Origin of the sequence: Actinopolymorpha alba DSM 45243 (assembly GCF_000373925.1) — a bacterium.
In the GTDB taxonomy this organism is placed as follows: Bacteria; Actinomycetota; Actinomycetes; order Propionibacteriales; family Actinopolymorphaceae; genus Actinopolymorpha; species Actinopolymorpha alba.
The window spans coordinates 37,165-62,644 of record NZ_KB892745.1 but is presented as its reverse complement, the minus strand read 5'-3'; the positions used below and the strand labels follow the sequence as shown (position 1 = coordinate 62,644).

The following is a 25,480-nucleotide window of genomic DNA, read 5'->3' as shown; positions in this document are numbered from 1 at the left end:
GGGCAACAAGGTTGCATGGCCCGGCGCAGGCCCGCGCCCAAACGCCGGAATCGTCAGGCGTCTTCGGACGCCGGCTGCTGCTCGGGGTCGACGAGCAGGATCTCCTGCCCGGCCTTACGCAGTGCCTTCGTGAGCTGGTCGGGGATGCCCCGGTCGGTGACGCTCACGTGGACGTCTGACAGCTGGGCGAACGGTATGAACGCGAAGTGGCTCGACTTCGAGGAGTCGAAGAGCGCGACCAACTGGTCGCAGGCCTCGACCATCCAGCGCTTGAAGTCGGCCTCTCCGGCGTGGACGTCGAGGTAGCCGAGTTCGGCCGACACCGCCCACGGCCCGAAGAAGCCCTTGCTCAACCGGCCCGCCCCGCTCAGGGTCTCGGGCACCCCTCCGACCAGCGCCTGCGCCGTCGCGTGGACAGTGCCACCCGGCATGATCACGGTGATCGTGGGGTTCTCGGAGAGGACCTGCGCGATCCGTAGTCCGTTCGTGACGACGATGAGGTTGCGCCGCGCGTGCGTCAGCCGGCGCGCCAGGTGGTAGGTCGTCGTACTGCAGTCGAGCACGAGCGCGTCGCCGTCTGACACCAGCTCCGCCGCCCGCTCGGCGATCGACCGCTTCTCGTCCTGCTGCTGGCGGAGGCGGAAGTCGAACGCCGCACCGTCAGCGCCGTTACTCACCCGGACGGCACCACCGCGGACGCGCCGGAGCTTGCCGTCAGCCTCGAGAGTCGTGAGGTCCTGCCGGACGGTGACGGGTGACGTCCCGAACAACCGCGCCAGCTCATCGACGCTGACCCGTCCGCGCTCCAGCAGGAGTCGCTCGATCGTCCGCGCCCGCTCATCCATCGACGGGATCGCCATCCCCACCTCCGCGCGTAAACCTAGCCCACCCCCTTGCGCCGAAGCCAGCCGTAATGCAAAGCTGACCGCCATCGTTTCGAAAGTGTTTCGTAAGCAAACGAAACCTCTAAGAAAGCTGACTACATGTCGGAGCACGGTAACGGGGTCAACGGGATCTCTCGGCGAACCGTCCTGTCCGGCGCGGCGGTCGCCGCCGTGGGCTCCCTGCTCGCCGGATGCGTGGGGACGAGCAACAAGCCGTCAAGCACCACGACGAGCAGCGGGGACAAGGGAGACAGCCAGACGGTCACCGTCTGGTCGTGGTTCGTGAAGAGCACGATGGACAAGGCCATCAAGGCGTATGAGAAGGCCAATCCAGGTGTCACCATCAACTACAGCTACTACAACTACGACCCGGAGTACCTCACGGCGCTGAAGACGGCGGCCCGCAGCGGCACGCTGCCCGACGTCATCGGGCTCCAGCCGGGGTCTCTCACGCAGCAGTACCGCTCCCAGCTCGCTCCGCTCCAGGACCTCGCGGCCAAGAGCTTCGGCTCTGACTGGGAGAAGCAGCTCGCCCCCGTCAACCTGCAGCAGATGCGCCTCGGCAACCCCGAGGGCGACAAGAACTACTACATGGTCGCCCACGAGTCGCAGGTCCTGTGTGTCTGGTACAACCGCGAGGCCTTCGCCAAGCTGAAGCTCAGCGTTCCGACCACCTTCGACGAGCTGGTCGCGGTGTCGAAGAAGCTCCGCGCCAACAGCTACCTGCCGATGTACCAGGGCGCCGCCGGTGCGTGGCAGAACGAGAACGTCTTCCTCATCCTGGCCAACCAGTTGCGCCGCGGGATCACCGACGACGCCCAGGCCGGGAAGGTCCAGTGGACCGCGCCCGAGCTCGTCGAGGCGATGACCGCCTGGCGCCGGCTCTTCACCGATGGCGTCTTCCAGGACGGTGCGCTCGGTGCACAGGCCTACCCCACCGGCGCCCAGCTGTTCGGTGCCGGCAAGGTCGGCATGATGACGCTCGGCTCCTGGTGGCTGCAGCAGGCCCAGCTCGACCCGCCGATCCCGCCGCTCACCCAGGACCTCAAGGGATTCGACTACTTCGACTTCCCGGCCATCCACGCCGGCGGCAAGCCGGGCGCGGTCGTCGGTGGTATCGACGTCGGCTACGGCCTCACCAAGAACGGCGAGAAGAAGGCCCACGCGTGGAAGTTCCTTGCCAGCCTGGTGAACGGTGACGCCGGCAAGGCTGCCCTGGTCGACGTCAACGACCTGCCGGCGTTCAACGGCGTACAGCTTCCGGGCTCGGTGAGCCCGCACGTCACCGAGTTGTATGACCGTTTGGTCAAGCAGCTTCCGGACGCGGTGAACCAACGCTTCGCCTCACCGTCGGTCCAGACCGCGCTCGACAACGCGCTCGCCGCCGTCGCCGCCGGGCAGCAACAGCCGAAGGCCGCTCTTGCGAAGGTGCAAGCAGCTCAGGCGAAGGCGCTGGGCGGCTGATGGCCCAGGCGCTGAGTACTCGTCCGGCCGCCCTCTCCCGGCGAGGGCGGCCGCGGCGAAACGGAGAAGCCGACTTCGCCACGCTGCTCGGCAGCCGGCGGGCCGGCTATCTGTTCCTAGCACCAGCGATCCTGTTCTTCGTCGTCTTCATCGGCTATCCCATCGTCTCGGTGCTGACGGCGAGCCTCTCGGTGCGGGACGACGCGAGCGCGGGTACTGGCCCGCTGGCCAACTTCCAGGCGGTCGTCACCGACCCCGTCTTCTGGACCGCCGGCCGCAACATGCTGGCCTGGGCAATCCTCACCATCGGTATCCAGACGGTGGTCGGCGGCACGCTCGCGTACTTCATCGAGAAGCACGCCAAGCGGAGCAAGAGCTTCCTGCGGACCGCCTTCCTCGTCCCGCTGGTCACCAGCGCCTCGGTGATCGCGATCGTGTGGTCGCAGATGTACGCGCCGGGCTACGGCCCCCTGCAAGGTCTCCTTGACAGCGTGGGTATCCACCTCAGCACCAACCTGCTCGCGGACCCCCGCACCGCGATCTACGCGATCATCGTCGTGAACATCTGGGAGTTCACCGGCTTCTCGATGCTGCTCTACATCGTGGGGATCAACCGCATCCCGCGCGAGACGATGGAGGCCGCCGAGATCGACGGTGCGCGCGGTTGGCAGTTGGCCCGCCACATCGTCATCCCGATGATTTCGCCGGTGACCAAGAGCCTGGTGATGCTCGGCATCATCGGCACGCTCCAGACATTCCCGCTGGTCTATCTGATGACGTCCGGCGGGCCCAACCACGCCAGCGAGATCTTTGGTACGCAGATCTTCCGTACCAGCTTCCTGCTCGACCAAAACGGCTACGCGTCGGCGCTGTCGGTCACGACCCTGCTGATCGCGTTCGTGCTGACCGCCACCCAGATGAAGCTGCTCGGAACCCGGATGAGTGTCGGGGGACAGTGACAGATGGCCACGCAGACCGCTCCTTCGCATCTGTCAACCGACGGTGGCACCGATCCCGGCGCCTCGATGGCCGCCGCCAACGTCGGCTCCGTCCGCCCGCGGTGGCGTTCCCGGGTCGCCGTCACGCTGCTGTCCGCGGTGGCAGTGATCTGGCTGCTGCCGGTCGTCTACCTCGTCAGCGTCTCGCTCCGGCCGCCCGAGAACGCCTTCGATTCTTCGATCCTGAGCACCCACGTCACGTTCGACAACTTCCTCGTGGTCTTCAAGGACAACCCGATCCCGCGTTACCTGCTCAACTCCGTCCTCGTTTCCGCCGTGTCCACAGCGATCGTCGCGGCCGCCGGCGCGTTCTTCGCGTACGGAACGACGGTCCTGAAGCTGCGGTACAGCCAGGCGATGTACGCCGCCATCCTCATCACGCTGATGGTGCCGCTCGGTGCGCTGGTGGTGCCGCTCGGCGCACTGCTGCAGATGTTCGGCGGGATCAACAACTACTGGGGCCTGATCGGGCCGTACGCCGCCCTGGGCATTCCGTTCGCGGTCGTCGTGCTCGTGGGTTTCATGCACAGCCTGCCGAAGGAGGTGTTCGAGGCCGCGGTCATCGATGGGGTCAGTGCCCGGAAGCTGCTCACCCAGGTCGTCCTTCCGATGTTGCGACCCTCGATGATCTTCGTCGCGGTCTGGCAGTTCATCACCAGCTGGAACGAGTTCTTCCTCGCGCTCACTGTGATGACGAAGGACACGATGAAGACCCTGCCGCTGATCCCCCAGCAGTACAGCGGTGTCTACGTCGGAAATCCGGGCGCGTTGTTCGCGATCCTCGTGCTGGTGGCCGCGCCGCTGGTGCTGCTCTATCTCATCGTCCAACGGTGGTTCGTCGCCGGCCTGATCGAGGGATCGGTGAAGGGATGAGCGCGCGATGAGCGAGCGAATCATCCAACGCAGCGCAATAAGTGCCTCATGCGCGCCCGGAGCGAAGCGAGGACGCGCATGAGCGTTGTGGGGATCGATCTTGGCACCAGCGGTTGCCGGATCGCGGCGTACGACAGATCCGCGACCGAACTCGCCTCGGCCACCCGCAGGTATCCCCTCACCCGCGGGGCGCCGGGCCATGTCGAGGTCGACGCCACCCTGGTCTGGGAGGCGGTCCGCGGCTGCCTGCTCGATGTCAACACCAGGTTGGCGGCGGATCCGGTCACCGCGGTGTGCGTCACCGCCCAGGGCGAGGCGATCGTGCCCGTGGACGCTGACGGCGAAGCCCTCGACAACGCGCCGGTCAGCGTCGATCTGCGCGCCGTCGAGGAGACGGAAGCTCTGGTGAGTGCCGTCGGCGCGAGCCGGCTGGCCGAACTCACCGGACAGCCGCCGCATCCGATGTTCAGTGTCGGCAAGATCGCGTGGTGGCGTCGAGTGCCGCGGGTCTGGGACGCCGCGACGACGTTCACCAGCCTGTCGGGATTCGTCAACCTGTGCCTCGGTGTCGGGCCCGCCATCGACTACACCCTCGCGGCCCGCACGATGGCGTTCGACGTACATGCTCGTGAGTGGTCGGCGCTCATCCTCGAGCACGCCGGCATTCCGCTTGACCGGCTCCCCGCGGCGGTACCCGTCGGCACGGTGCTGGGTCGGATGCCCGAGGCCACTGCCCGCGGACTCGGGTTCACCGCACCCGTCGACGTGGTCGCTGGTGCCCACGACCAGGCCTGCGCGATGTGGGGCATGGGCGTGAGCGAGCCGTCGTGTGCGGCCTGGTCGCTCGGCACCAGCGAGTGCCTCACCACGGTGACCGAGGGGTGGCCCGGACAGGCCGTCTCTGAAGGCTTCGCGTGCTACCCGGCCGACGACACCGACCGGTACCTCCTGCTGGCCGGGATTCCCTCGGGCGGCTCGACGATCGACTGGCTGGTCGACCGGTTCGGCGGCGAGTACGGCCGGCTTTCTGACCGCCCTTCCCAGCTGCTCGTCCTCCCCCACTTCGCCGGCAGCGGCACGGTCGACAACGATCCCCTGTCGCGCGGCGCCTTCCTCGGCCTGACGCTGGAAACCACGCGGGACGAGATGGTGCGGGCCCTGGTCGAGGCGTCCGGCTACGAGGTCGCCCGCACCCACGACCTGCTGGCGAAGTCGGGCGTGCCCATCAACGACATCCGTGCCGGTGGCGGCGGCGCCTCCCCCGCCGCCGTGGCCGTCCGTGCGAGTGCCGCCAACCACGCGTTGACACTCGTGGACGGGCACGCCACCGCCCGCGGCGCGGCCTTCGTCGCCGGCGCGGCGACCGGCTACTTCGGTCCGATCGCCGAGGCCGGCGCGGCACTGCGCACCGGCGATCCACTCGTTCCCGATGCCACCACCCAGAGCTGGTACGCCGGCCAACGCGACCGGCACCACCAGCTCTATCCGCTCCTGCGGGACATCTCCCACGCAATGTCAGAAGGGACCACCAGTGTCATTGGCGAGTAAGGATCTCCGCGAGGAGATCATTGAGTACTGCCTGGCGTCCATGCGGTACGGCCTCAACTTCAACACCCAGGGCAACATCAGCGTCCGGTTGCCCGAGCACGACGCGATCGTGGTGACACCCACCGATCTCGAGTACGACAAGATGACGCCGGACGACCTGGTGGTGGTCGGCTACGACGGAACCATCCTCGAAGGTAACCGCGGCCCCTCCTCTGAGGTCACGGTGCACCAGGTCGTCTACCAACGGCGTCCCGACGTCAACGCGGTGGTGCACAGCGAACCCGTCTACTCCAACGTGTTCGGAGCGCTCGGGCGGCCGATCGAGGGCGTCCTGGTCAACATGGTGATCTACACCCGCGGCGCCGTGCCCATCATGCCGTTCCAGCAGAGCAACAACTCCTCCTTCGGTGAGGCGATGTGCGACGTCATGGGCGAGCGCAACGCCGTCATCTGGGGTAACCACGGCCTGCTCACCGTCGGCCCGAACCTCCGCGACGCGTTCAAGACCAGCATCGCGGTCGAGAGCGCGGCGAAGGTCCAGCACGCGGCCCTCTCGATCGGGACGCCGCACGTGCTGGAGTACGACAAGCTCGGCTTCACCTCTGCCCTGTAAACACCAATGCCCCAAAGGAAAAGAGGACCGTCAAGAAGGGCTTGCGCATGACATTCGTGACTCTCCTGCAGGCGCTCGACGAGGCGGCGGCCGGTGACTACGCGCTGGGTGCGTTCAACGTCTCCGATCTCGTCCAGGCCGAAGCCGTCCTCGACGCCGCGGCGGCCACCGCGTCACCGGTGATCGTCCAGGCGATCGCCGGCGGGTCCGCCCACGCCTCCGACGAGCGGTTCTGGGGTGCGCTGGTCGGGCTGATCAAGACCTACGACGAGGTCCCGGTGGTCCTCCACCTCGATCATGGTCCCGACTTCGCCACCTGTGCGCGGGCGATCGCGGCCGGCTTCACCAGCGTGATGATCGACGGGAGCCTGCGGGCGGACCGGCGTACCCCGTCGTCGTTCGAAGAGAACGTCGCGGTCACCGCCGAGGTGGTGGAGTACGCGCACGCGGGGGGCGTCTCGGTCGAGGGTGAGCTCGGCACCATCGGCGGGGTCGAGGGCGGCACCGGCGAGGCGAAGGAGATCGTGCTCGCCGATCCCGACCAGGCGGCGGAGTTCGTCCGGCGTACCGGAGTCGACGCGCTCGCGGTGGCGATCGGCACCTCACACGGGGCGTACAAGTTCGACCGCGAACCCGACGGTGAGGTGCTTCGGCTCGACCTCACTGAGCGGATCCACGCCCTGACCAGCGGCACCCACCTCGTCATGCACGGATCGTCCACGCTGCCCGCGGAGTTGCGCGCCGAGGTCAACGCGTACGGCGGGACGCTGCCGGAGTCGTGGGGCGTGCCGATGGCTGAGAAGGTGCGCTCGATCGGCATGGGTGTCCGCAAGATCAACCAGGGCATGGACTCCCACCTGGCGTTCACCGCGGCGGTCCGCAGGACACTGGCCACCGACGGGCTGAACGTCGATCCGGCGGGGTACGAACGCGCGGGGCGCGAGGCGATGCGGGCGCTGCTGGTGGACCGCATGCGGGACTTCCGCAGCGCCGGACAGGCGAAGCGGCCGCGCTCCTAACGGGCGCGGCCGCCGGCCGCTTCCGGCCCGGGTCCCTTGGGGTCCCTAGGCCAGGCCGTAGGCCCGGATCGAGGTCATGCTGACCAGGTGGCCGTTGTCCGTCCTGACCTTGATCCGGACCGAGACGTAGCCGCCCGGAAGGTTCGGGTGCGTGACCATCCCGTGCCAGAGGATCGAGGTGTCGCGGACGGTCGGGATGTCGCGCCAGGTCTTGCCGTCGTCGTACGACACCGCAAGCTCCGCCGAGATCGGGGTGCCGGATCCCTCGATCATCTCGATCGGGAGGTTCAGGCGGAACTCCTTGCCAGCCGGCGCCCGGCCGTACAAGTCGAACGCGCCCGTGGCATGGACGTTCAGCAGTCTCATGTCGTGCGGGCCACTGACGTGGCGGGAGCAGGTGAACTCCCAGTAGCCGTGCACGCTGGTGGCGTACTTCGACCAGGAAACGTCCCGCCGTCCGAGCAGGTCGAGGTCGTAGTTCAGCAGGTCAGCTGGCTGCATGCCGGCGTCGAGCGCGAACGGATCATCGGACTCGGCGACGACCTTGCCTTCCCGACGGAGCACGCTCTGGCCGTCGATCCGGGCGTCGTCCCAGACGATGACCCGGGCATCGGGTACCGAGGGAGAGAACGGCTCGAAGAACAGCTTCATGTGACCGTCCGTGTGCCGGAGTCCGCCGCCTTCGGGGCGGTAGCCGGCAGCGCTCCACGGACGTACCGTCCGCTGGCCGGCCGGGAAGAGGCGCGGCACGCGGAGTTCGGAGTACAGCAACTCCTCCAGGCCCCGGCGGACGTCGAGACTGGCGGCCCAGGGCAGCTTGTGTCCGGCGAAGCTGGTCGTGGCGAGGTGCACGCGCCGGCTCGGGAGGGCGATGTTGTAGTGCCACCCGAGGCCGACCTGCACGTCGCCGGGTAGCTCGGCCTCCCGGAACCACACGCCGTTGATGTCCAGGCCCGTCCCGGCCGTGTAGAACCTCGAGTCCACCTGCGACAGGTCGGCGTCTCGCACCCGGTAGGTCAGGTTCGACGGAATCCGGCGATCCCGGCCGACGAGCAGCTCGTACGTACCCGCGCTGCCGCTCAGGACCTGCAGCATGGCGAAGTTGTACGGACGGTTCGTGACTTCCGAGGTCGGCAGTGCGAAGACCGGGAACCGCTGCGGCCCCGGCAGCGCGATCAACGTCGTCCACGGCCGTCCCGCGAACATCTCGACGGTGCCGAACGTCGTCGCGAGCCGCTGCGCATCCGAGTGATCGGAGTTGATCTTCACCTGGCGGGCGTTCCGGGCGTCCAGCGTCACGGTGAGGTTGCCGGTCACGTCGAAGTCCGGCCTTGCCAGCAGGGAGAAGCTGGTGGGTTTGAAGGCGTACGTCGTCGCGATGATCTCGCCGAAGGAGTAGTGACCGCGGGGTACGTCCGCTCCGATCCCGCCGCTGACCGGGTTGAGGTCGATGACGTCCTCGGTGTCGCGGTTGAGGACGACCGGCTGGGTGAGGAACGCGTCGTCGAGGTTGGTGAGGAGCCGGCCGTTCCGGTCGATGAGCCGGAAGGTCAGGCGGTACGTGCCGTTCGAGGGCGTCTTTTTCGCCTTCGGCTTCGCTGGCGCCTTCGGCTTCGCTGGCGCCTTCGCCTTCGCTGGCGCCTCGGTCGTGGGCGCGTGGTGGGTGCCGCCCTTCGCCGGGAGATCGAGCGAGACGCGCTCGACACCAGACGCCAGCACACCGGCGCCCGGTCCCGGCTTCGCCCCCGTCTTGGCCCGCTTCCCGACGAGCCACCGCCAGAACGCGGGTACGTCCTTGAGACCTACCGTGACCGGCACCTCGGGCGTCCCGGCGATCGACCGCCCGACGCGTACTCCCTTCGGAACGCCGGCCAGCGACGTTCCCCGCGTACGTCGAAGGAGGAGCCGGATCTCGTGCACCTTCATGCTGTCGTACCCCGCCGCGACCAGACCGGCGACGTCGAACAACCGCGGATCGAGCCGGCCGGTGCGCAGCAGTGGCCAGGCATCCGCGGGGATCGCCTCGACCCGGTCGCCGGCGAACCGGATGCTGACGGGCGCAGCCTTCCGGCCGGCAGGTGCCACCGGTACGGCGGTTCGGGCGCCGTTCGGCTGGGTCGTCAGACGGACCTGGTCGCCGGTGATCAGAGTGGCCATCGTGACGGTCGTCTGGGACGAGGCTTCTTCATGGCCATGGCTCCCGGCCGGCGCCCGGGGCGCTGCTCCCATCGACGCCGGCTGGGGCGTCCCGGGAGCGGCGGCCGCCCCCGGCATCCCGACAACGGCGAGGGCACCCGCCACCAAGGCAAGCAACACCTTCCGAGAACCACGCATGGATTCCCCCTCCATATGGTTCAGAGCAGTCTGAGGCGATCGGAGTTTGGGCGGGAATCTCGGCCGTGGACCCAACAGACCAGTTGTCGCATTCTCCATTTGACCAGGTCAGACGACTCTTCAAACCTCAAACACCGCAAGAGGAGGGCAAGCGTTAGTCTGGGCCGTCGTGCGCCTCGTCATCGCTGCCTGCCAGGTCGACTACGTCGGCCGCCTGACCGCCCATCTGCCGCAAGCCACCCGACTCATCCTCGTCAAGGCCGATGGTTCGGTCTCGATCCACAACGACGACCGCGCCTACAAGCCGCTGAACTGGATGAGCCCGCCGTGCAAGCTCACCGAGCAGCCGGCCGACGGCGACCAGCCACTGCGGTGGACCGTCACCGGCAAGGACGGCGGCCAGCTGATCATCACCATCAACGAGGTCCTCCACGACTCCACCCACGATCTGGGCGTCGACCCTGGGCTGCAGAAGGACGGCGTCGAAGCCCACCTGCAGGAGTTGCTCGCCGAACACCCGCACACGCTCGGAGAGGGCTGGAGTCTGGTCCGCCGGGAGTACCCCACCGCGATCGGGCCGGTCGACCTGCTCTGCCGGGACGCGGGCGGCGCCGCCGTCGCGGTCGAGGTGAAGCGGCGCGGGGAGATCGACGGAGTCGAGCAGCTCACGAGGTACCTCGAGCTGCTCAACCGCGACCCGCTCCTCGCACCGGTCCGCGGGGTCTTCGCCGCGCAGGAGATCAAACCGCAGGCCCGGGTGCTCGCCGGAGATCGCGGTATCGACTGCGTTGCGGTCGACTACGACGCGCTCCGCGGCCTCGACGACCCGTCGATGCGGTTGTTCTGAACGCGGCTGTCCCTTATTCAGATGGCGGCCTGAATGATCACGTATACGTGATCATTCAGGCCGCGCGCTCCCCCGCCCACGCCGGTAGGCGCCCGGCGGTACGCCGAACCGCGCCCGGAAGATCCGGCTGAAGTGGAACGCGCTACCGAACCCCGCCGACGCGGCCACACTCCCGATGGGGAGGTCGGTCGCTTCGAGGAGGCGGGCTGCCCGCCCAAGCCGCGCGTCCCGGAGTGCCTGCATCGGCGTACGCCCGGTCTGCGCTGAGAAGAGGTGCGCCAGCCGCGACGGCGAGAGCGCGACGTGCTCCGCCAGCGAACGGATCGTGTGCGGCGCGGCCGGGTCTGCCGTGAGGAGCGCCTCGACCCGGCGTACCCGAGGATCGATGCCGTCCTCCCCCATCGGCTCGCCCCGGTCGATGCTGGCCGTGCTGGTCGCGAGCACCACCACCTCCTCGACCCGGCCCAGGGCGAGCTCGCGGGCCGGCGTTCCGGCCGCGACCACGAGCCACGCCTCCCGGGCATCGCGGCTGACCGCGTCGGGGAGCGGACCGTGGGCTGGCCATCTCGCGTCCGCGTGGAGGCGCCGGAACGCCTCCCCGATCCGGTTGTGAACGACGGTGGGTACGCCGGGTACGTGATAGACCCGGCCGCCCACGGCGTACGGGCGCAGCCATGCCTGCCATGACGGGCGGGCCTGGCAGTGCACCCACCAGAAGGACCACGGCCGCTCACCCGGCTCGGCCGCATAGCTGTGCGCGATTCCCGGACCGAGGGCCACGAGGTCACCGGGCCCCGCGCGTACGTCAATACCGCCTTGCCGGAACCGGCCAGCCCCGTCGACCGTCCAGGTCAGGAGCCAGCTCGGCGCGCCCCGGTCCCGGTGGACGACATACCCCGCGCCGACATCGAACCTCGCCGCGACGAGAAGCTCCGCCGACGGGGCCGGCGTGAGGTGGACCTGGAGGTCCGCAGCAGGATCCGGCAGGTCGTCAGCGGTCACGGATATCCCCTTACTCCCACGCGGAATCTACGGTCGAAAGACACCAGCCTGAGCGAGGCGACGGAGCCGACGCCACGAAGGTACCCAGCCGAGGAGGCACCCACCATGACCACCGTCCACCCGCCAGCGCCGATGAGCGCGCTCCCGGACGTCGAACGCCAGCGGTTCGCGGACGACGGCTTCGCGGTTGTCCGTGCGCTCTTCTCCCCGGAGGAGGCCGCGCAGATCCGGGACGAGTTCATGGCGCTGCACGCCGCGGGACCGATCCCGGGACACTTCGAGCCGGTGCCCGCCACGCCCGGCGAGCCGTACGACGTCCTCCGCGCGTACCCGCGGATGATGCATCCGCACGAGGTCAACGACCTGGCGCGGCGTTACCTGCTCGACCCGCGGATCGGCGCGATCCTCGCCGACCTGCTGGGTGAGGAGCCGCTGGCGGCACAGAGCATGTTCTACTTCAAGCCGCCTGGCGCCCGTGGGCAGGCGCTGCACCAGGACAACTTCTACCTGCGCGTGGAGCCGGGCACCTGCATCGCCGCCTGGGTGGCGTGCGACGTCATCGACCGCGAGAACGGCGGGCTCGAGGTGGTGCCGGGTACCCACCGGATGGACGTGTTCTGTCCCGAGGACGCCGATCCCGAGGTGTCGTTCACCCGGGAGTACGTCCCGCCGCCGCCTGGACTCGCGCCGGTCCCGGTGGACATGGAGCCGGGAGACGTCCTCTTCTTCAACGGCAGCCTGGTGCACGGGTCGGGGCCGAACGCCACGACCGACCGGTTCCGGCGTTCGTTCATCTGCCACTACATCGGGCGCTCGACGGAACGGATCGCGAGGTGGTACCCCACGCTCACGATGGACGGCGAGCCCGTCGTCCTGGCCGAGAGCATCGGCGGGGGCCCCTGCGGTACGGAGACCGCGATCGCCGGGCCGCACTGAGGTCGCAACAGCCAGGTGTGCTCCGCGATCGTGCGGGATGCCGTCGAACTCTTCAGCGGGTCGTACGCCGCCCGGGTCGACGGGCTTGCGCGCGACACCGTGGCGCGGGCACTGTCTGAGGATCGCTCGCTCATCAAGACCTGGGCGATGCGCGGGACCCACCATCTCCTTCCAGCACAGGAGTTCGCGCTCTGGCAGGCGGCGCAGCGCACCCGCCAGCACTTCCGCAAGCCTGTGTCGCTACGGAACTTGACCAGATCCTGGCGGCGCTCCCACCAGCGCATCCCGCGCCTGGCTCACTCCGCGAACGTGCGCTGCCGGCGAAGGTTCGCCGAGGCGCGGAACGCGAAGCCGACCGCTTGGCTGCCTACCTCGGCAAGGACCTGCGGCTGGAGTGGAAGGCCTGAGCCCGCAGAGTCGCGCGTCTTCGTACCACTCGGGTCACCAGCGGTCAGATTCAGCTTATCCACAAGGAGATTCTGGTCTCTGCGAGGTGATCGTTCCTTCGTTATACTGGGACACATGTTCGACCACGGGGATGTTGATGTGTCGGCGTTGGCTGAGGCCGCGCCCGGTCCTGAGCTTGCCGCCACGCTGGCGGCTATCGATTTGAATGCAGTGAACGGCTACGCGCGGGTCGTGGTGATGCAGGCGTGGCAGCGTCAGGCGTCGTGGGCGTCGTGCCGCATGTACGAGGCGATGTTCTACGTGGCGCGGTCACCGATGGGTGGCGAAGATGCGCCACCAGAACTCCTTGATACCTGCAGCGAGTTCGCTTCGGTTGAGATCGGCGCCGCCCTGACGTTGGCGCCCGGTTCGGCTGATCGTGAGCTGTGTTTGGCGCTTGACCTGACCGCCCGCCTCCCTGGTACCCGTGCCGCTCTGGAGGCGGGTCGGATTGATGTGAACAAGGCGCGGGAGATCGCCTCCGAACCAGCTTCCTGTCCGATGAGCTTGCCCGCAGGCGGAGGAGTGGATCCTGTCGAAGGCGCCGGACCTGACCCGGCAGCAGATCGAGCGCCGGTTGAAGGGGAATGTGGTGGCGCTGGATCCGGTGGGTGCCGAGGAGCGGCGGAAGGCAGCGAAACGCGAGCGTCGCATCAAGTTCAGTGCCGGTGTGAACGGGGTCGCGAGTATCTTCGGTTATGACCTACCGCTGGAGAGCGTCGTCCAAGCGAAGGCGTTCATCAAGGAGATGAGTGAGCATCTCAAGGCCGGCGGGGATGACCGCTACCTCGACGAAATCGAAGTCGACGTCTTCCTCGACCTGCTATGCGGCCGGCATCTGGACACGGGCGGCATGGCCGTCAAGGTCGAACTCGTCGCCCCACTCGACACCTGGCTGAAAGCCGCCGCTGGCAAGACAAGTGATGAAGCTGGCGAGGCCGGGTACGAGCCGGGTGACCTGAAGGACTTCGGACCCGTCTCACCCGAGGTGATCGCCGACATCATCAAAGCGGCCGAAGCGGGGTTCGAGTACTGCTGGACCGTCACCGAAGACGGTGTGGTCGTCTACCACCAGCGCAGCGCCTACCGGCCAACCAAGAAACAGCGCGAATTCGTGCAAACACGGGACCGCACCTGCCGCCACCCCGGCTGCGAACGGCCAGCGGCGAAATGCGAAGCAGACCACACCTTCGAACACCGCAACGGCGGGACCACCTGCGCGTGCAACCTGACGATGCTCTGCAAACGCCACCACCGCGCCAAACACGAAGGCGGCTGGTGGTGGACCCGCCAAGAATCGGGAACCATGCGAGCACAAAGCCCGCTCGGACACACGTACGACGTGGACCGCGATCCCCTGCCAGGCGGCACGATCCCACAACAGGCAAACCCCAACCAACAGGGACCCGGACGCCGGACCGTCGCCGACCACCTCACCAACCGGACGAGTCCAAGCAGTCCAGGACTTACGCGGGAAGAAGCCGGCACGCCATTCTGGGCAGGAAGGGCTGAAGCTTGAACCCTGTCAAGGCGAACCTGCATCATCGAACTATGGCCGGACTCCCCACCCGCACCCGGGTGATCGTCATCGGGGCTGGCGTGGTCGGCCTGACCTGTGCCGTACGCCTGGCCGAAGCAGGTTATGACGTCCACGTCCTCGCCCGCGATCTTCCCCTCGAAACCACGTCCGCGGTGGCGGCGGCCGTCTGGTACCCCTACCGCGCCCTCCCGCAGGACCGGGTCACGGCGTGGTCGGCGAGGGCGTACGCGGAGTTCGCCCGGCTGGCGGAGGTCGAGCCAGGCGCCGGCGTACGCATGCGCACCGGCCGCGAGCTCACCCGCGCGGAGATCCCCCAGCCCTGGTGGGCCGAGGCCGTCCCCGATCTGCGGCCGGTGAGCCGACCGCCGTCGGGGTACGCCGGGGGCTGGGAGTTCGAGGCGCCGGTCGTCGACATGAGCGTCTACCTCCCCTGGCTGGTCACCCGCCTCGAACGCCTTGGCGGCACCCTCACCCGGCACGCGCTGAGCGCACTCCCCAATGCCGCGCAGGTCGTGATCAACTGCGCCGGCCTGGCCGCGCGCCGGCTCGCCGACGACCGGACGCTGACGCCGGTCCGCGGGCAGATCTGCCAGGTCGAGCAGATCGGCCTGTCCGAGTGGTGGGTGGACGACTCCGAGCCCAGCCGCCCCGTGTACGTCGTACCCCGGCTCCACGACATCGTGGTCGGCGGCACCGCCGAGGAGGGCGACTGGGACACCCGGCCGCGGGAGGAGACCGCGCGTGCGATCCTGACCGTGGCCGAACGCCTGGTGCCGGCCCTGGCCGGCGCGCGGGTGCTCCGGCACCGGGTCGGGCTCCGTCCAGCGCGCCCGAGCGTGCGACTCGAAGCCGAGGACACGGGCGGCGGTAGGGTCGTTGTTCATTGCTACGGACACGGTGGTGCGGGCGTTACCATGTCCTGGGGCTGCGCGGATGACGTGATCGCCCTCGTCCAGGAACGCGTTCCGGCTTGACCGTCCCTTTCACCGTTCCGGGGCCCGGCTAGGAAGTTCACCCAAGGAGCCACCGTGGACGACGAACGCCCGCCGCCCAGCGAGCAGCTACCCGCCGCCCAGCCAATCCGCGCCTCCGACTCCGAACGCGAACGCGTCGTTGAGTTGCTGAGCGAGCACGCCGCCGCCGGCCGCCTGACCCTCGCCGAGCTCGAGGAGCGCGCCCACCACGCCTACCACGCCAAGACCCACGCCGAACTCGCCGTCCTCACCCGTGACCTTCCGGAGCGGATCACGCCGCCGAAGGTTCGGCGCAAGGTCACCCGCTGGTTCGTCGCCATCATGGGCGGCTCCAACCGGCGGGGCCGCTTCCGGCTCAGCGGAAGCGTCAACACGATCGCCATCATGGGCGGCGACAACCTCGACCTCCGCGACGCCGAGGTCGACGGCGACGAACTCGTGATCAACGCGTTCGCGGTCATGGGCGGCACCGACATCTACGTGCCCGACAGCGTCGAGGTCGTCGTCGAAGGCTTCTCGCTCATGGGCGGCAATGACGAACGCGGCAGCCGGCGGCCCGCCCGCCACGGTGCGCCACTCATCCGGATCCGGGCCTACTCCCTGATGGGCGGCATCGACGTCTGGCGACTGCCCACCGAAAGCCGCGGCAAACCACTCAAGGAGGCCCGCCGCGCGGCCAAGCAACTCGAGCGTGGCCTGGAGCTCTGAGCCTGAGCCACCGCCGGCCAGGCGTTCGGCCGGTCAGTCCCCGTCGGTGCGCAACTGGACGTGAACGTCGACCGGCCGGAAGCCCAATCGCCCATACATCCTGTGCAGGTCCTTCTGCGCGCACAGCCACACCGCCCGCGGCCGGAGCCCGAGCGCGTAGCGCGTGGCGGCCGCGGAGATCGCCGAGCCGAAGCCCCTGCCCCGCGCGCCGGGGACGACCGTGATCGCCGAGATGTACGCGGTGCCCGCGACCTCGCGGACCTGTGCGCAGGCGACCGGCACGCCGTCGACCCGGCCGACGAGATGGTGGTACGACGGCGCGGCCAGGCTGGCGGGCGACACCAGGGGCGTCAGCTCCTCGCCGTACACCGCCAGGAACTCCGCCGGACTGGTCGCGAGGGAAACCTCCAGGCCCTGCACGTGGGGAACGCTCGCGAGCCGATCGGCGCCACCGAGCAGGAGAACCGGCAGCTCCAGCCACGGCGTGAGACCGCGTTCGGTGAAGACCGGCTGGGTCACGTGCCGGCCCCGGGTCATCACCGCCCAGAGTCCGGGCACGTCCGCGTGCCCTGAAACCCACTCGAGGGCGGCGTCGAGCGCGGCCGGCCGCGGCGGGACCATCGCCTTCGCCTGGGTGGCCCAGGCCTGCTTGAGGGGGTAACTCACGCACGGGATTCCCGCCACCACCGCGCTGACGCCCGAATCTGCCGGGATCTCGGTCAGCGCGGCCTCGGCGCGCGCCAAAGCGTCCGCGACGTCAGTCATCGGACCGTCACCTCGGGCAGGGCGGCAGAAGGGGTGGAGTAGGGCACGCGGATCACCCTATCCACCCATTCTGCGCAATCGCCCAGGATTTAGATCACAGCGGCCGGATCGGGCCGCCCTCTCCAGCGGCGTCGTCCTCTCCGGCGAGTTTCCTATCCGGCCGAGCCGAGATACAACGCGTTGAACAACAGCTTGTACGTGCCGTGTGCCTGCGCGCGATGCTGAGTCCGGAAGCCCAGCAACGCCACCTGCCCATCGCCGTAGGCGACGTCCGCCACGGCGGTGGTGTTCGCGAGGATCTCCTCGCCGAGAATCCAGCCGCTCGCGAGCAGGTCCTGCGACGGGTAGCGCGCCGTGGTAGCCGCACCGTCACCCTGCAGTTCGAACGCCGGACTCTGCGAGAAGAAGGCGAAGGACCTCTCCGGCATGCCGTACCCCAGAGGTGTCGTGTTGTCGACGTTCACCCGCAAAAGCGAGCCTGGGATGTACAGCTTCTCCTCAGAAACCCCAGCCGTGACGTCCTTCACCGGAAGGCCGAACGCCTGGATCGGCAGTTGCGTGGCCGAGTCCATCGCGACCAGGGTGCCGCCAGCCTTCACGAACGCCTCGAGGTTCGCGACACCCTGCGGGCTCATCCCGCCGGTGTACTCCGCGGGCATCGACCCGGCGGCGTTGCCGTCACGCATCGACCGGTAGGTCGCATCGGGCAGGACGATCACGTCGTACTTCTCCCGCAGGTTGCCGGCGCGGATGGCGGCGTCCTGGAGCCGGGCATAGGGGATCTCGAACGTGTCGAAGATGTACCTCGTCCAGCCCTCGTCGTAGAAGCCGCTTCCCCACGCCTGGTAGAGACCCACCCGCGGCGCGCTTACCGGCTTGGCCGTCGCGGGAATCTCGGTGACGGTCCCGACCCGCAGGCCCAGCTTGCTCGCGAGTTGTTCGAGCCGGGAGCGGCTCTCCGGGGTGGCGGTCACGAGGAAGGTCCCGGCCGGCCAGGAACCCTGGTCGGTAGTAACCGTGCCGGTGGTCCGCCGCACCTGATCGCCGGCCGCGAGCACCTTCGCCACCGCTGTAAAGGTGTCGTTGACACGCGAGTCGAGAGCGTACGCCGCAGCCGGACCAGCGCTGACGGTCCCCGCCGGCGGCTGCGCCCAGCTGACCGCCTTGGTCGGCGCGGCCACCCGCTCGCCGAACTTGTCGACATCGACACCCATCTGCAGCGAGAGGGTGTACCCGGTGATGTCGTACGGCTCGTCCAGCGGGCACGTCGGGCAGGCCCGGCGTTCCGGATACACCTGCGGGTTGAGCAGGTCGGCGAGATACGGCCGGAACGCCTGCGCGCCGCGGACCAGGAAACTCCCGGCGGGATAGGTGCGCCCGCCCGCCTCGAACGCCGCCGTGGCCTGCTCGATCTCGACGCCGCCGCGACGCAGGGTGTTGACCAGCTTCACCGCGGTGGGAACGTCGGCCTGGTCGGCGGGAATGACGTAGGTCTCGTCAGCGCCCGCACCAATCGCGGCCCGCCCCATGCGATAAATGCCCTCGAGCCATTCGGTGCGCTTCTCATTGGCCAGGTCGAGCATGGCGAGCGAGGTCGAACTGACATATTCGCAGCTCTGGCTCATGTGCCACCACCCGCCCTGGTAGGGATCGGGATACGACACCGACGGAATCTTCGTCGACTCGCCGTTCTCGAACGTCGCGGGGAATTTCGCCGGATCGTTGAACGCCGGCGTCGGCGAATTGTGCGAGGTCTCGGTCAGGATGCCGATCATGTTGTGGTAATACGGCGCGGACCGCATACCGCCGTTCCACCACATGTCGAACGAGATCCGCGACACCGCACCCGGTTTTCCTTCGGAGGTGAGCCGCCGGGTCATCGCGTCACCAACCAGGTTGACGCCCCGCGTCACCTCGGGAGGGATGTTGGGATTCACTGGATCCTCGAACGGCGGAACGAAGATCCGCGACGGATACGGACCCGACTGGTGCTGGTTGTGGACGATCTGCGGGAACCACTCACGGTAGAGCTGATCCGCGATCGCCCGGGATTCTGGGAGGTTGAACATGTACCAGTCACGGTTGTTGTCGTGGCCGGCGTACTTCTGGTAAAGCTCGGGCAGCCGGAGTTCCCACGGCTTTTCCTTGTGCTCGCGGTACCACTCCGTGACCTGCGTTCCGCCGTCGGGATTGAGATTGGGAACGACGAGCGTGATGACGTTCTCCCGGATCTCACGGAGTTCCTTGGTCTCCCCCGAAACCAACTGGTAGGCGAAGTCCGGCGCCTCCTGCGTGGGCGCGGTCTCGGTCGCGTGGATCCCGAAGTCGACCCAGGCGATGGTCTTGCCCTGCTCGGCAAGCCGCTGCGCCTCGCCCGGGGTCAGATCCTTGGCCAGCGCGAGCCGGCGCGCGATGTCCTTGTAGCGTTCGAGGTTCGCCGGCTTGAGGTTTTGTTCGGAGGAGATGACCGCGAGCAGTAGATCGCGGCCCTCGCTACTCTTTCCGATATCGAAGAGCCGCATCCGGTCGCTTGCCCGGTCAAGCTTCCGGTAGTAGTCGGCGATCTGCTCGTAGGTCGCCATCTTGTAGTCAGTACAGGGTTTCCAGCCGATCACCGACTCCGGTGTCGGAACGGCTCGGGCAGCTGCCGCCCGCGTCGGTGAAACCGACTGCTGGATGGGCACGAACATCGCGGCCACGGCAACCAAACAGAGGAGCGCACGAACGGAACGGAACATACCTGTCCTCCGCGATTCGGCGTCAGGATGTTCCCACTCGTACACCCCACTTCCCGCACCGTAAAGCCGATGCGGGGGCATGACCACACCTGGCCGGCCCTCGCCGGTGCGGCCGTGTCGGGCGTGTGACAGTCGCTACGAAGACGTTCGCTGGTTAACGGCCCTAACCGAGGCGTTCATCCAGATAGCACCAACGCCACGTCTCGCCCGGCTCGAACGAGCGCATGACCGGATGCCCCGTCTCCATGAAATGGGTGGTCGCATGCCGCCGGGGCGAGGAGTCGCAGCAGCCGACGTAGCCACAGCTCAGGCACATACGCAGATGGACCCAGTCGTCCCTTCCTTCGGCCAGACAACCTTCGCAGCCTTCGGTCTCCTGGGTCGGCGCCTCAGTCGGCGCCTCGACCAGGTGTGCGCACGGGTTCATGCGTCCTCCCTCCCCTTCGTGAGTTCTCTCCCCGTCATTCGTCGTCCCTCCGGCGCCGGCGCGACAGCATCATTTCCTCGAGATCCTGTTCGAGTTCGACCCGGTTGCGCACCTCGTCAGGCAGTATTCCCCGGTCGCGAGCGTCGATGAACTCCTGGCGCTCGGCCTCCAGCATGGCAAGCCGCAGCCGGCGGAACGCCTCGGAAGGGGGCTCCCGGTCGGGGTTGCCCAGGCGTTCCCACGCTTCGTTCGCGCGGTTTTCCGCAAGGGCGTTCAGGCGCTCGACGACGTAGCTCGGCGCACCGACCTTCGCGGCCTCCTCCTCCAGCCGGCGCTGCGCCGCGCGGAACGCGGCCTGGCGTACCTCCGCCTCCGCGAGCGCGTCGGCCTGCGGGTCGTCGCGCGACACCCGCAACCAGCGGGCGAACCAGGGCAGGGTGAAGCCCTGCCCCACCAACGTCACGAGGATGACGACGAATGTCACCCAGACCAGCAGGTCCCGGCCCGGGAAGGTGAACGGGAGGCTGAACGCCGCCGCCAGGGACACGACACCCCGCATACCCGCCCAGGAGACCACCGCGACGTTCGCCGGAGACGGCTGTGGTTCCCGGGCACGCACCCGCGGCAGCAGCCGGGGAAGGTAGACACCCGGAAAGACCCAGACGAAGCGACCCACCACGACCACGCCCACGACCGCGGCGGAGACCACGAGCACCATCGGCCAGGCGTACGACAGCCGGTCGACGATCCCGCGCATCTGGAGCCCGACGAGCAGGAACACGAACCCTTCGAGCAGGAACTGCGTCACCCTCCAGAACGCGTCCATCTGCAGCCGCGACGCCGGCCCCATCAGCAGCGGGCGGCGGTGGCCAACGTACATACCGCACACCACGACCGCCACCACCCCGGAGGCGCCGAACCGCTCCGCCGGCACGAAGGCGAGGAACGGCGTGAGGATCGACACCGTGTTGTCGATCAGGGCGTCGTCGGTACGCCGGTGGAGCCAGGCGGCCAGCCACCCGACCACCCAACCGATGAGCACGCCTCCGATCGCGGCGATGGCAAGCTCACGCAGCGCGGCATCCCAGCTGAGAGCGGCACCGACAGTGGCCGCCACCGCCACCCGCAGCGTCACCAACGCCGTGGCGTCGTTGACCAGGCTCTCGCCCTCGAGGATCGTCACGGTCTTGCGCGGAAGCCCGATCCGCCGCGCGATCGACGTCGCCGCCACCGCGTCCGGCGGCGACACGATGGCGCCGAGCGCGAACGCCGCCGCGAGCGGGATCCCCGGCACCAGAGCGTGGACGGCCAGCCCCACCACCAGCGTGATGAAGAGGACGTGACCGAACGCCAGGAGCCCGATCGGGCGGAGGTTGCGCCGGAACGCCGGCACCGAGGTCTGGATCGCCGCGGCGTAGAGCAGCAGCGGAAGGATGCCGCCCAGCACGAGTTCCGGCTCGAGGTGAAATGCCGGGACAAACGGGAGGTACGACATGATGATGCCGACCATCACCAGCAGGATCGGGGCGAGCAGACCCACCCGGCGGGCAAGGCCCGAGACCGCGCCGACGATGGCCAGCAACAGCACCCCGTCGAGGAGAGTCGCGCTCACGCGCCGAGCCTAATGCGGCGCCAGGCGCGCACTCCCCCCGCGGGCCGTCAGCCGTCGTACGAATAGAACCCGCGGCCCGACTTACGGCCCAACTCGCCCGCCTCGACCATCCGGGTCAGCAGCTCCGGTGGGAAGAACTTCGGGTCGGCCGTCTCCTCCCAGATGTTCGCCGTCGCGTGCCGGAGGACGTCGACGCCGGTGAGGTCGGTCGTGGCCAATGGCCCCATCGCGTGGCCGAAGCCGAGCTTGCAGGCGATGTCGATGTCCTCCGGGGAGGCGACGCCGCTCTCGACCAGGCGGACGGCCTCCACCACCAGGGCCGAGATCAGCCGCGTGGTCACGAATCCCGCCACGTCGCGGTTGACCACCACGCAGGTCTTGCCGACCGACTCGGCGAACTCCCGTGCCCGCGCGAGGGTCTCGTCGCTCGTCCGGTGGCCCCGCACCAGCTCGCACAGCGCCATCATCGGCACCGGCGAGAAGAAGTGGGTGCCCACGACGGACTCCGGTCGCGCCGTCACCGAGGCGATCTTGGTGATCGGGATGGCCGAGGTGTTGGTCGCGAGGACGGCGTCGTCGCGGCAGAACCGGTCAAGCTCCCGGAACACCTCGTGCTTGACCTCGATCCGTTCGAAGACCGCCTCGACCACGAACGACGCGTCCGCGGCCGCCGCCTCGAGGTCAGTGGTCGTACGGATCCTTGCGACCGCCGCCTCGGCCTCCTGCGCCGAGAGCCGGCCCTTCTCCACAAACTTGCCGAGCGACTTCCGGATGCCGTCGAGCCCGCGCTTGAGTGCCTCGTCGGTGACGTCGCGCATCGTGACCTGCCACCCGGCCGTCGCCGCGACCTGGGCGATCCCTGCGCCCATCAAACCGGCGCCGACGACCGCGAGCGTGCGAGGAGTGAGTTCCGCCATGGGGGCACCCTACGAGAACTCCGGGTGGCCATTACGGTATGTCGTGCTTCGCATGCGAATTCGAGTCGTAGGCCACGCGCACTGGGGCCATACGCCGCATGCTCTGGGAGGGATATACGCATGACCGTGGACACCTTGGTTGTGTCGGGGGGCACACCACTCGTCGGCGAGATCGCCGTCCGAGGAGCCAAGAACCTCGTACCGAAAGCCATGGTGGCCGCCGTGCTGGGCGACCAACCCTCGATCCTGTCCAACGTCCCGCGCATCCGGGACGTCGGGATCGTGAGCAATCTGCTCGAACTCCACGGCGTCACCGTCCGTGACGGAGAGACCCCGGACTCGCTCATCCTCGACCCGTCCCGCGTCGAACAGGCCGCGGTTCCTGACATCGAGGTGCACGCCGGCGCGAGCCGCATCCCGATCCTGCTGTGTGGCCCGCTCCTGCACCGGCTCGGGCACGCCTTCATCCCCGACCTCGGGGGCTGCAAGATCGGCGACCGCCCGATCAACTTCCACCTCGACGCGCTCCGGCAGTTCGGCGCCGTGGTCGAGAAGCGGCCCGAGGGGCTGCACATCAGCGCACCAAAAGGCCTGACCGGGACCAAGATCGAGCTCCCGTACCCCAGCGTCGGCACGACGGAACAGGTGCTGCTCACCGCCGTCCGCGCCGAAGGCGTCACCGAGCTACGCAACGCCGCGGTGGAGCCGGAGATCATCGACCTCATCTGCGTCCTCCAGAAGATGGGCGCGATCATCAGCCTCGACACCGACCGGATCATCCGGATCACCGGCGTCGAGCGGATGGGCGGCTACATCCACGAGGCCCTACCCGACCGGATGGAGACCGCCTCCTGGGCCTGCGCGGCGCTCGCCACCGGCGGCGAGGTGTTCCTCAGGAACGCCCGCCAGGTCGACCTCATGACGTTCCTCAACGTCTACCGCCGGGTCGGCGGGGAGTTCCAGGTGACCTCGGACGGCATCAGGTTCTGGCACCCGGGCGGCAAGCTCAACGCCCTGGCCCTCGAGACCGACGTCCATCCGGGCTTCATGACCGACTGGCAGCAGCCGCTCGTCGTCGCGCTGACCCAGGCGACCGGCCTGTCCATAGTGCACGAGACGGTGTACGAGAACCGCCTCGGCTACACCGACGCACTCGTCCGCCTCGGCGCCCACATCCAGGTCTACAGCGAGTGTCTGGGCGCGACCCCGTGCAGGTTCGGGCGGCGGAACTTCTCCCACTCGGCGGTGATCTCCGGACCGTCGTCGCTGCACGGCGCCGACCTCACCATCCCCGACCTTCGGGGCGGCTTCTCGTACATGATCGCGGCGCTGGCCGCGCAGGGCCGGTCGACGCTGCGCGGCATCGGCATCTTCCAGCGCGGCTACGAGAACTTCCTGCCCAAGCTCGAGGGACTCGGCGCCCAGGTCGACCTCGACGAGTCGGCCTGACGAGCTCAGCTGGCCGCGCTGGCGGCGGCTACCTCCGGAACTCCGCGTCCGGCTCGCGCATGACCTGCGCACCCAGGCGGTGGAGCACCCCCACGAGGTCGGGGTAACCCCGATCAAGGTGATGCACTCCGGACACCACGGTTTCACCCTCCGCCGCCAGCGCGGCCAGCACCAGCGCCGCACCGGCTCTGATGTCAGTCGCGTCCACCGGAGCCCCGGACAGGAGCGGCATGCCGCGGATGACCGCGTGGTGCCCGTCGGTGCGTACGTCCGCACCGAGCCGGGCCAGCTCCTGGACGAAGCGGAAGCGCCCGTCGAAGAGGTTCTCCGTCACCATCGCGGTGCCCTCACTGACAGCCGCGAGGGTCACCATCATCGGCTGCAGGTCGGTCGGGAACCCCGGATACGGCAGCGTCACGATGTCGACGGCCTGCGGGCGGCGTTCCATCCGCACCTCGAACCCCGTCGCGGCCGGCTGGATCGACGCGCCCGCCCGGGTCAGTTTGTCGAGCACGATCTCGAGGTGGTCGGCGCGGGCGTTCCGTATGGCCACCCGCCCACCCGCGATCGCGGCCCCGATTGCCCAGGTGCCCGCCACCATCCGGTCGGGTATGACGGTGTGCTCGACAGGCGCCAGCGCTTCCACGCCCTCGATCTCCAGGAGGGACGTGCCGATGCCGCCGATCTTGGCGCCCATCCGCGACAGCATCTCGGCGATGTCGACGATCTCGGGCTCGCGGGCGGCGTTGTCGATCACGGTCGTGCCCTTGGCGAGGGTCGCGGCAAGCAGGAGGTTCTCGGTCGCGCCCACACTCGGGAAGTCGAGGAGGATCGTGCTGCCGTGCAGGCCACCGGATGCCTCCGCCACGACGAAGCCGTGCTCGACGCGGATGTCAGCACCCATCCGGGCCAGGCCCGCGACATGCATCCCCACACCGCGCGAGCCGATGCTGTCGCCGCCGGGGAGCGCCACCTTGGCGCGGCCGCACCGCGCGACGAGCGGACCGAGCACCGTGATGGATGCCCGCAGCCGGCGCACGAGGTCATAGTCCGCTTCGTACTCGATCGACGAGGGTACGTCGATGCGCAGCGTCCCGCCGTCGGCGTCGAGCCGGCAGCCCAGTCGCTGGAGCAACTCGCCCATATAGCGGACGTCAAGAATGTCTGGCACTTCGTGCAGGACCGTAGTGCCCTGTGCGAGAAGGGCCGCCGCCATGAGTTTCAGAGCGCTGTTCTTGGCGCCGGACACCGTCACCTCGCCGACGAGGTGGGACCTGCCCTGGATTCGTAACCGTTCCACCCGCGCATGCTACGAGCCGGGCCGCGGGCGCCGCTGGGACACCCGTAGATTCGTCGGTGCGCTCGCTCCTCCGGACAGCGCCTAG

23 protein-coding genes and 1 pseudogene are annotated in these 25,480 nt (G+C 68.6%); 14 read left to right on the top strand and 10 right to left on the bottom strand.

The window, feature by feature from the left end:
- Nucleotides 1-53: 53 nt before the first annotated feature.
- The gene (locus B141_RS45480) at nt 54-860 is read right to left on the bottom strand and encodes a DeoR/GlpR family DNA-binding transcription regulator (RefSeq protein WP_020575250.1); all 807 of its coding nucleotides are present in this window, start codon (nt 858-860) and stop codon (nt 54-56) included.
- A gap of 123 nt (nt 861-983) precedes the next feature.
- Here B141_RS45480 and B141_RS0111165 point away from each other — a divergent pair, with 123 nt between their 5' ends.
- From B141_RS0111165 to B141_RS0111140, 6 genes are all read left to right on the top strand, one after another.
- Nucleotides 984-2,348 carry an ABC transporter substrate-binding protein gene (locus B141_RS0111165; protein ID WP_020575249.1) on the top strand — a complete coding sequence of 455 codons (1,365 nt, stop codon included), beginning with the start codon at nt 984-986 and terminating at the stop codon, nt 2,346-2,348.
- Nucleotides 2,348-3,307, top strand: a complete 960-nt coding sequence (locus B141_RS0111160) for a carbohydrate ABC transporter permease (protein ID WP_020575248.1) — start codon at nt 2,348-2,350, stop codon at nt 3,305-3,307. The genes B141_RS0111165 and B141_RS0111160 overlap by 1 nt, the downstream gene beginning before the upstream one ends.
- A 3-nt stretch (nt 3,308-3,310) precedes the next feature.
- Complete coding sequence (locus B141_RS0111155) at nt 3,311-4,219, top strand: carbohydrate ABC transporter permease (protein WP_020575247.1); 909 nt, start codon at nt 3,311-3,313, stop codon at nt 4,217-4,219.
- 78 nt (nt 4,220-4,297) lie between these two features.
- Nucleotides 4,298-5,767: an FGGY-family carbohydrate kinase gene (locus tag B141_RS0111150; protein WP_020575246.1), complete on the top strand. Its 1,470-nt coding sequence runs from the start codon at nt 4,298-4,300 to the stop codon at nt 5,765-5,767.
- The gene (locus B141_RS0111145; RefSeq protein ID WP_202805737.1) at nt 5,751-6,380 is read left to right on the top strand and encodes a class II aldolase/adducin family protein; all 630 of its coding nucleotides are present in this window, start codon (nt 5,751-5,753) and stop codon (nt 6,378-6,380) included. Before B141_RS0111150 ends, B141_RS0111145 begins: the two co-directional genes overlap by 17 nt.
- 47 nt (nt 6,381-6,427) lie before the next feature.
- A complete protein-coding gene (locus B141_RS0111140; protein ID WP_020575244.1) occupies nt 6,428-7,399 on the top strand; it encodes a ketose-bisphosphate aldolase in 972 nt (323 codons plus the stop codon).
- 45 nt (nt 7,400-7,444) lie between these two features.
- Here the strand turns inward: B141_RS0111140 and B141_RS0111135 are convergent, their stop codons facing one another.
- Nucleotides 7,445-9,733, bottom strand: coding sequence for a hypothetical protein (locus tag B141_RS0111135; protein WP_020575243.1), 2,289 nt, complete (start codon nt 9,731-9,733; stop codon nt 7,445-7,447).
- Nucleotides 9,734-9,902: 169 nt separating this feature from the next.
- Between B141_RS0111135 and nucS the strand changes: the two genes are divergently transcribed.
- Nucleotides 9,903-10,580 carry an endonuclease NucS gene (gene nucS, locus B141_RS0111130; protein ID WP_020575242.1) on the top strand — a complete coding sequence of 226 codons (678 nt, stop codon included), beginning with the start codon at nt 9,903-9,905 and terminating at the stop codon, nt 10,578-10,580.
- A 51-nt stretch (nt 10,581-10,631) separates the two neighbouring features.
- On the opposite strand, the gene B141_RS0111125 is transcribed toward nucS, so the two are convergent.
- Nucleotides 10,632-11,582 carry a helix-turn-helix domain-containing protein gene (locus B141_RS0111125; protein WP_020575241.1) on the bottom strand — a complete coding sequence of 317 codons (951 nt, stop codon included), beginning with the start codon at nt 11,580-11,582 and terminating at the stop codon, nt 10,632-10,634.
- 105 nt (nt 11,583-11,687) lie between these two features.
- Here B141_RS0111125 and B141_RS0111120 point away from each other — a divergent pair, with 105 nt between their 5' ends.
- Together B141_RS0111120 and B141_RS52765 are read left to right on the top strand one after the other, a co-directional pair.
- Nucleotides 11,688-12,518: a phytanoyl-CoA dioxygenase family protein gene (locus B141_RS0111120; RefSeq protein WP_237742676.1), complete on the top strand. Its 831-nt coding sequence runs from the start codon at nt 11,688-11,690 to the stop codon at nt 12,516-12,518.
- Between the two features lie 15 nt (nt 12,519-12,533).
- Nucleotides 12,534-12,821: pseudogene (locus B141_RS52765) on the top strand (DNA glycosylase AlkZ-like family protein); the annotation flags it as partial.
- Here the strand turns inward: B141_RS52765 and B141_RS50260 are convergent.
- Nucleotides 12,815-12,988, bottom strand: coding sequence for a hypothetical protein (locus B141_RS50260; protein ID WP_020575239.1), 174 nt, complete (start codon nt 12,986-12,988; stop codon nt 12,815-12,817). The pseudogene B141_RS52765 and the gene B141_RS50260 overlap by 7 nt on opposite strands.
- Before the next feature lie 52 nt (nt 12,989-13,040).
- On the opposite strand from B141_RS50260, the gene B141_RS52760 reads away from it, so the two are divergent.
- The 4 genes from B141_RS52760 to B141_RS40060 are packed head-to-tail and all read left to right on the top strand — an operon-like array spanning nt 13,041 to nt 16,187.
- Nucleotides 13,041-13,667: a DUF222 domain-containing protein gene (locus tag B141_RS52760; protein WP_420313587.1), complete on the top strand. Its 627-nt coding sequence runs from the start codon at nt 13,041-13,043 to the stop codon at nt 13,665-13,667.
- Complete coding sequence (locus B141_RS47310; protein WP_420313586.1) at nt 13,636-14,484, top strand: HNH endonuclease signature motif containing protein; 849 nt, start codon at nt 13,636-13,638, stop codon at nt 14,482-14,484. The genes B141_RS52760 and B141_RS47310 overlap by 32 nt, the downstream gene beginning before the upstream one ends.
- A gap of 32 nt (nt 14,485-14,516) precedes the next feature.
- Nucleotides 14,517-15,479: an FAD-dependent oxidoreductase gene (locus B141_RS0111100; RefSeq protein ID WP_020575236.1), complete on the top strand. Its 963-nt coding sequence runs from the start codon at nt 14,517-14,519 to the stop codon at nt 15,477-15,479.
- Between the two features lie 54 nt (nt 15,480-15,533).
- A complete protein-coding gene (locus B141_RS40060) occupies nt 15,534-16,187 on the top strand; it encodes a DUF1707 SHOCT-like domain-containing protein (RefSeq protein ID WP_020575235.1) in 654 nt (217 codons plus the stop codon).
- A 33-nt stretch (nt 16,188-16,220) separates the two neighbouring features.
- Here B141_RS40060 and B141_RS0111090 read toward each other — a convergent pair whose 3' ends face one another.
- From B141_RS0111090 to B141_RS0111070, 5 genes are all read right to left on the bottom strand, one after another.
- Complete coding sequence (locus tag B141_RS0111090; RefSeq protein WP_020575234.1) at nt 16,221-16,952, bottom strand: GNAT family N-acetyltransferase; 732 nt, start codon at nt 16,950-16,952, stop codon at nt 16,221-16,223.
- 152 nt (nt 16,953-17,104) lie between these two features.
- Entirely contained in the window at nt 17,105-19,642 is a 2,538-nt protein-coding gene (locus tag B141_RS0111085) for a M14 family metallopeptidase (RefSeq protein ID WP_040421004.1), read from the bottom strand.
- A 211-nt stretch (nt 19,643-19,853) separates the two neighbouring features.
- Nucleotides 19,854-20,117: a UBP-type zinc finger domain-containing protein gene (locus B141_RS0111080; protein ID WP_020575232.1), complete on the bottom strand. Its 264-nt coding sequence runs from the start codon at nt 20,115-20,117 to the stop codon at nt 19,854-19,856.
- 34 nt (nt 20,118-20,151) lie between these two features.
- Entirely contained in the window at nt 20,152-21,729 is a 1,578-nt protein-coding gene (locus B141_RS0111075) for a Na+/H+ antiporter (protein WP_020575231.1), read from the bottom strand.
- A gap of 47 nt (nt 21,730-21,776) precedes the next feature.
- Nucleotides 21,777-22,646 carry a 3-hydroxyacyl-CoA dehydrogenase family protein gene (locus B141_RS0111070; RefSeq protein ID WP_020575230.1) on the bottom strand — a complete coding sequence of 290 codons (870 nt, stop codon included), beginning with the start codon at nt 22,644-22,646 and terminating at the stop codon, nt 21,777-21,779.
- A gap of 120 nt (nt 22,647-22,766) precedes the next feature.
- Between B141_RS0111070 and murA (B141_RS0111065) the strand changes: the two genes are divergently transcribed.
- Complete coding sequence (gene murA, locus B141_RS0111065; protein ID WP_020575229.1) at nt 22,767-24,095, top strand: UDP-N-acetylglucosamine 1-carboxyvinyltransferase; 1,329 nt, start codon at nt 22,767-22,769, stop codon at nt 24,093-24,095.
- Nucleotides 24,096-24,123: 28 nt separating this feature from the next.
- Here the strand turns inward: murA (B141_RS0111065) and murA (B141_RS0111060) are convergent, their stop codons facing one another.
- Entirely contained in the window at nt 24,124-25,395 is a 1,272-nt protein-coding gene (murA, locus tag B141_RS0111060) for a UDP-N-acetylglucosamine 1-carboxyvinyltransferase (RefSeq protein WP_020575228.1), read from the bottom strand.
- Between the last annotated feature and the right edge of the window lie 85 nt (nt 25,396-25,480).

Bases quoted from the DNA above. Each gene is read 5' to 3' on its own strand.
- B141_RS0111120 (WP_237742676.1), top strand. From the start codon at position 11,688: ATGACCACCGTCCACCCGCCAGCGCCGATGAGCGCGCTCCCGGACGTC.
- B141_RS0111160 (WP_020575248.1), top strand. From the start codon at position 2,348: ATGGCCCAGGCGCTGAGTACTCGTCCGGCCGCCCTCTCCCGGCGAGGG.
- B141_RS0111135 (WP_020575243.1), bottom strand. From the start codon at position 9,733: ATGCGTGGTTCTCGGAAGGTGTTGCTTGCCTTGGTGGCGGGTGCCCTC.
- B141_RS0111090 (WP_020575234.1), bottom strand. From the start codon at position 16,952: ATGACTGACGTCGCGGACGCTTTGGCGCGCGCCGAGGCCGCGCTGACC.
- murA (WP_020575229.1), top strand. From the start codon at position 22,767: ATGACCGTGGACACCTTGGTTGTGTCGGGGGGCACACCACTCGTCGGC.
- B141_RS0111150 (WP_020575246.1), top strand. From the start codon at position 4,298: ATGAGCGTTGTGGGGATCGATCTTGGCACCAGCGGTTGCCGGATCGCG.
- B141_RS0111080 (WP_020575232.1), bottom strand. From the start codon at position 20,117: ATGAACCCGTGCGCACACCTGGTCGAGGCGCCGACTGAGGCGCCGACC.
- B141_RS0111085 (WP_040421004.1), bottom strand. From the start codon at position 19,642: ATGTTCGTGCCCATCCAGCAGTCGGTTTCACCGACGCGGGCGGCAGCT.
- B141_RS52760 (WP_420313587.1), top strand. From the start codon at position 13,041: ATGTTCGACCACGGGGATGTTGATGTGTCGGCGTTGGCTGAGGCCGCG.
- B141_RS0111070 (WP_020575230.1), bottom strand. From the start codon at position 22,646: ATGGCGGAACTCACTCCTCGCACGCTCGCGGTCGTCGGCGCCGGTTTG.
- B141_RS45480 (WP_020575250.1), bottom strand. From the start codon at position 860: ATGGCGATCCCGTCGATGGATGAGCGGGCGCGGACGATCGAGCGACTC.
- B141_RS0111165 (WP_020575249.1), top strand. From the start codon at position 984: ATGTCGGAGCACGGTAACGGGGTCAACGGGATCTCTCGGCGAACCGTC.
- B141_RS0111140 (WP_020575244.1), top strand. From the start codon at position 6,428: ATGACATTCGTGACTCTCCTGCAGGCGCTCGACGAGGCGGCGGCCGGT.
- B141_RS0111100 (WP_020575236.1), top strand. From the start codon at position 14,517: ATGGCCGGACTCCCCACCCGCACCCGGGTGATCGTCATCGGGGCTGGC.
- B141_RS0111155 (WP_020575247.1), top strand. From the start codon at position 3,311: ATGGCCACGCAGACCGCTCCTTCGCATCTGTCAACCGACGGTGGCACC.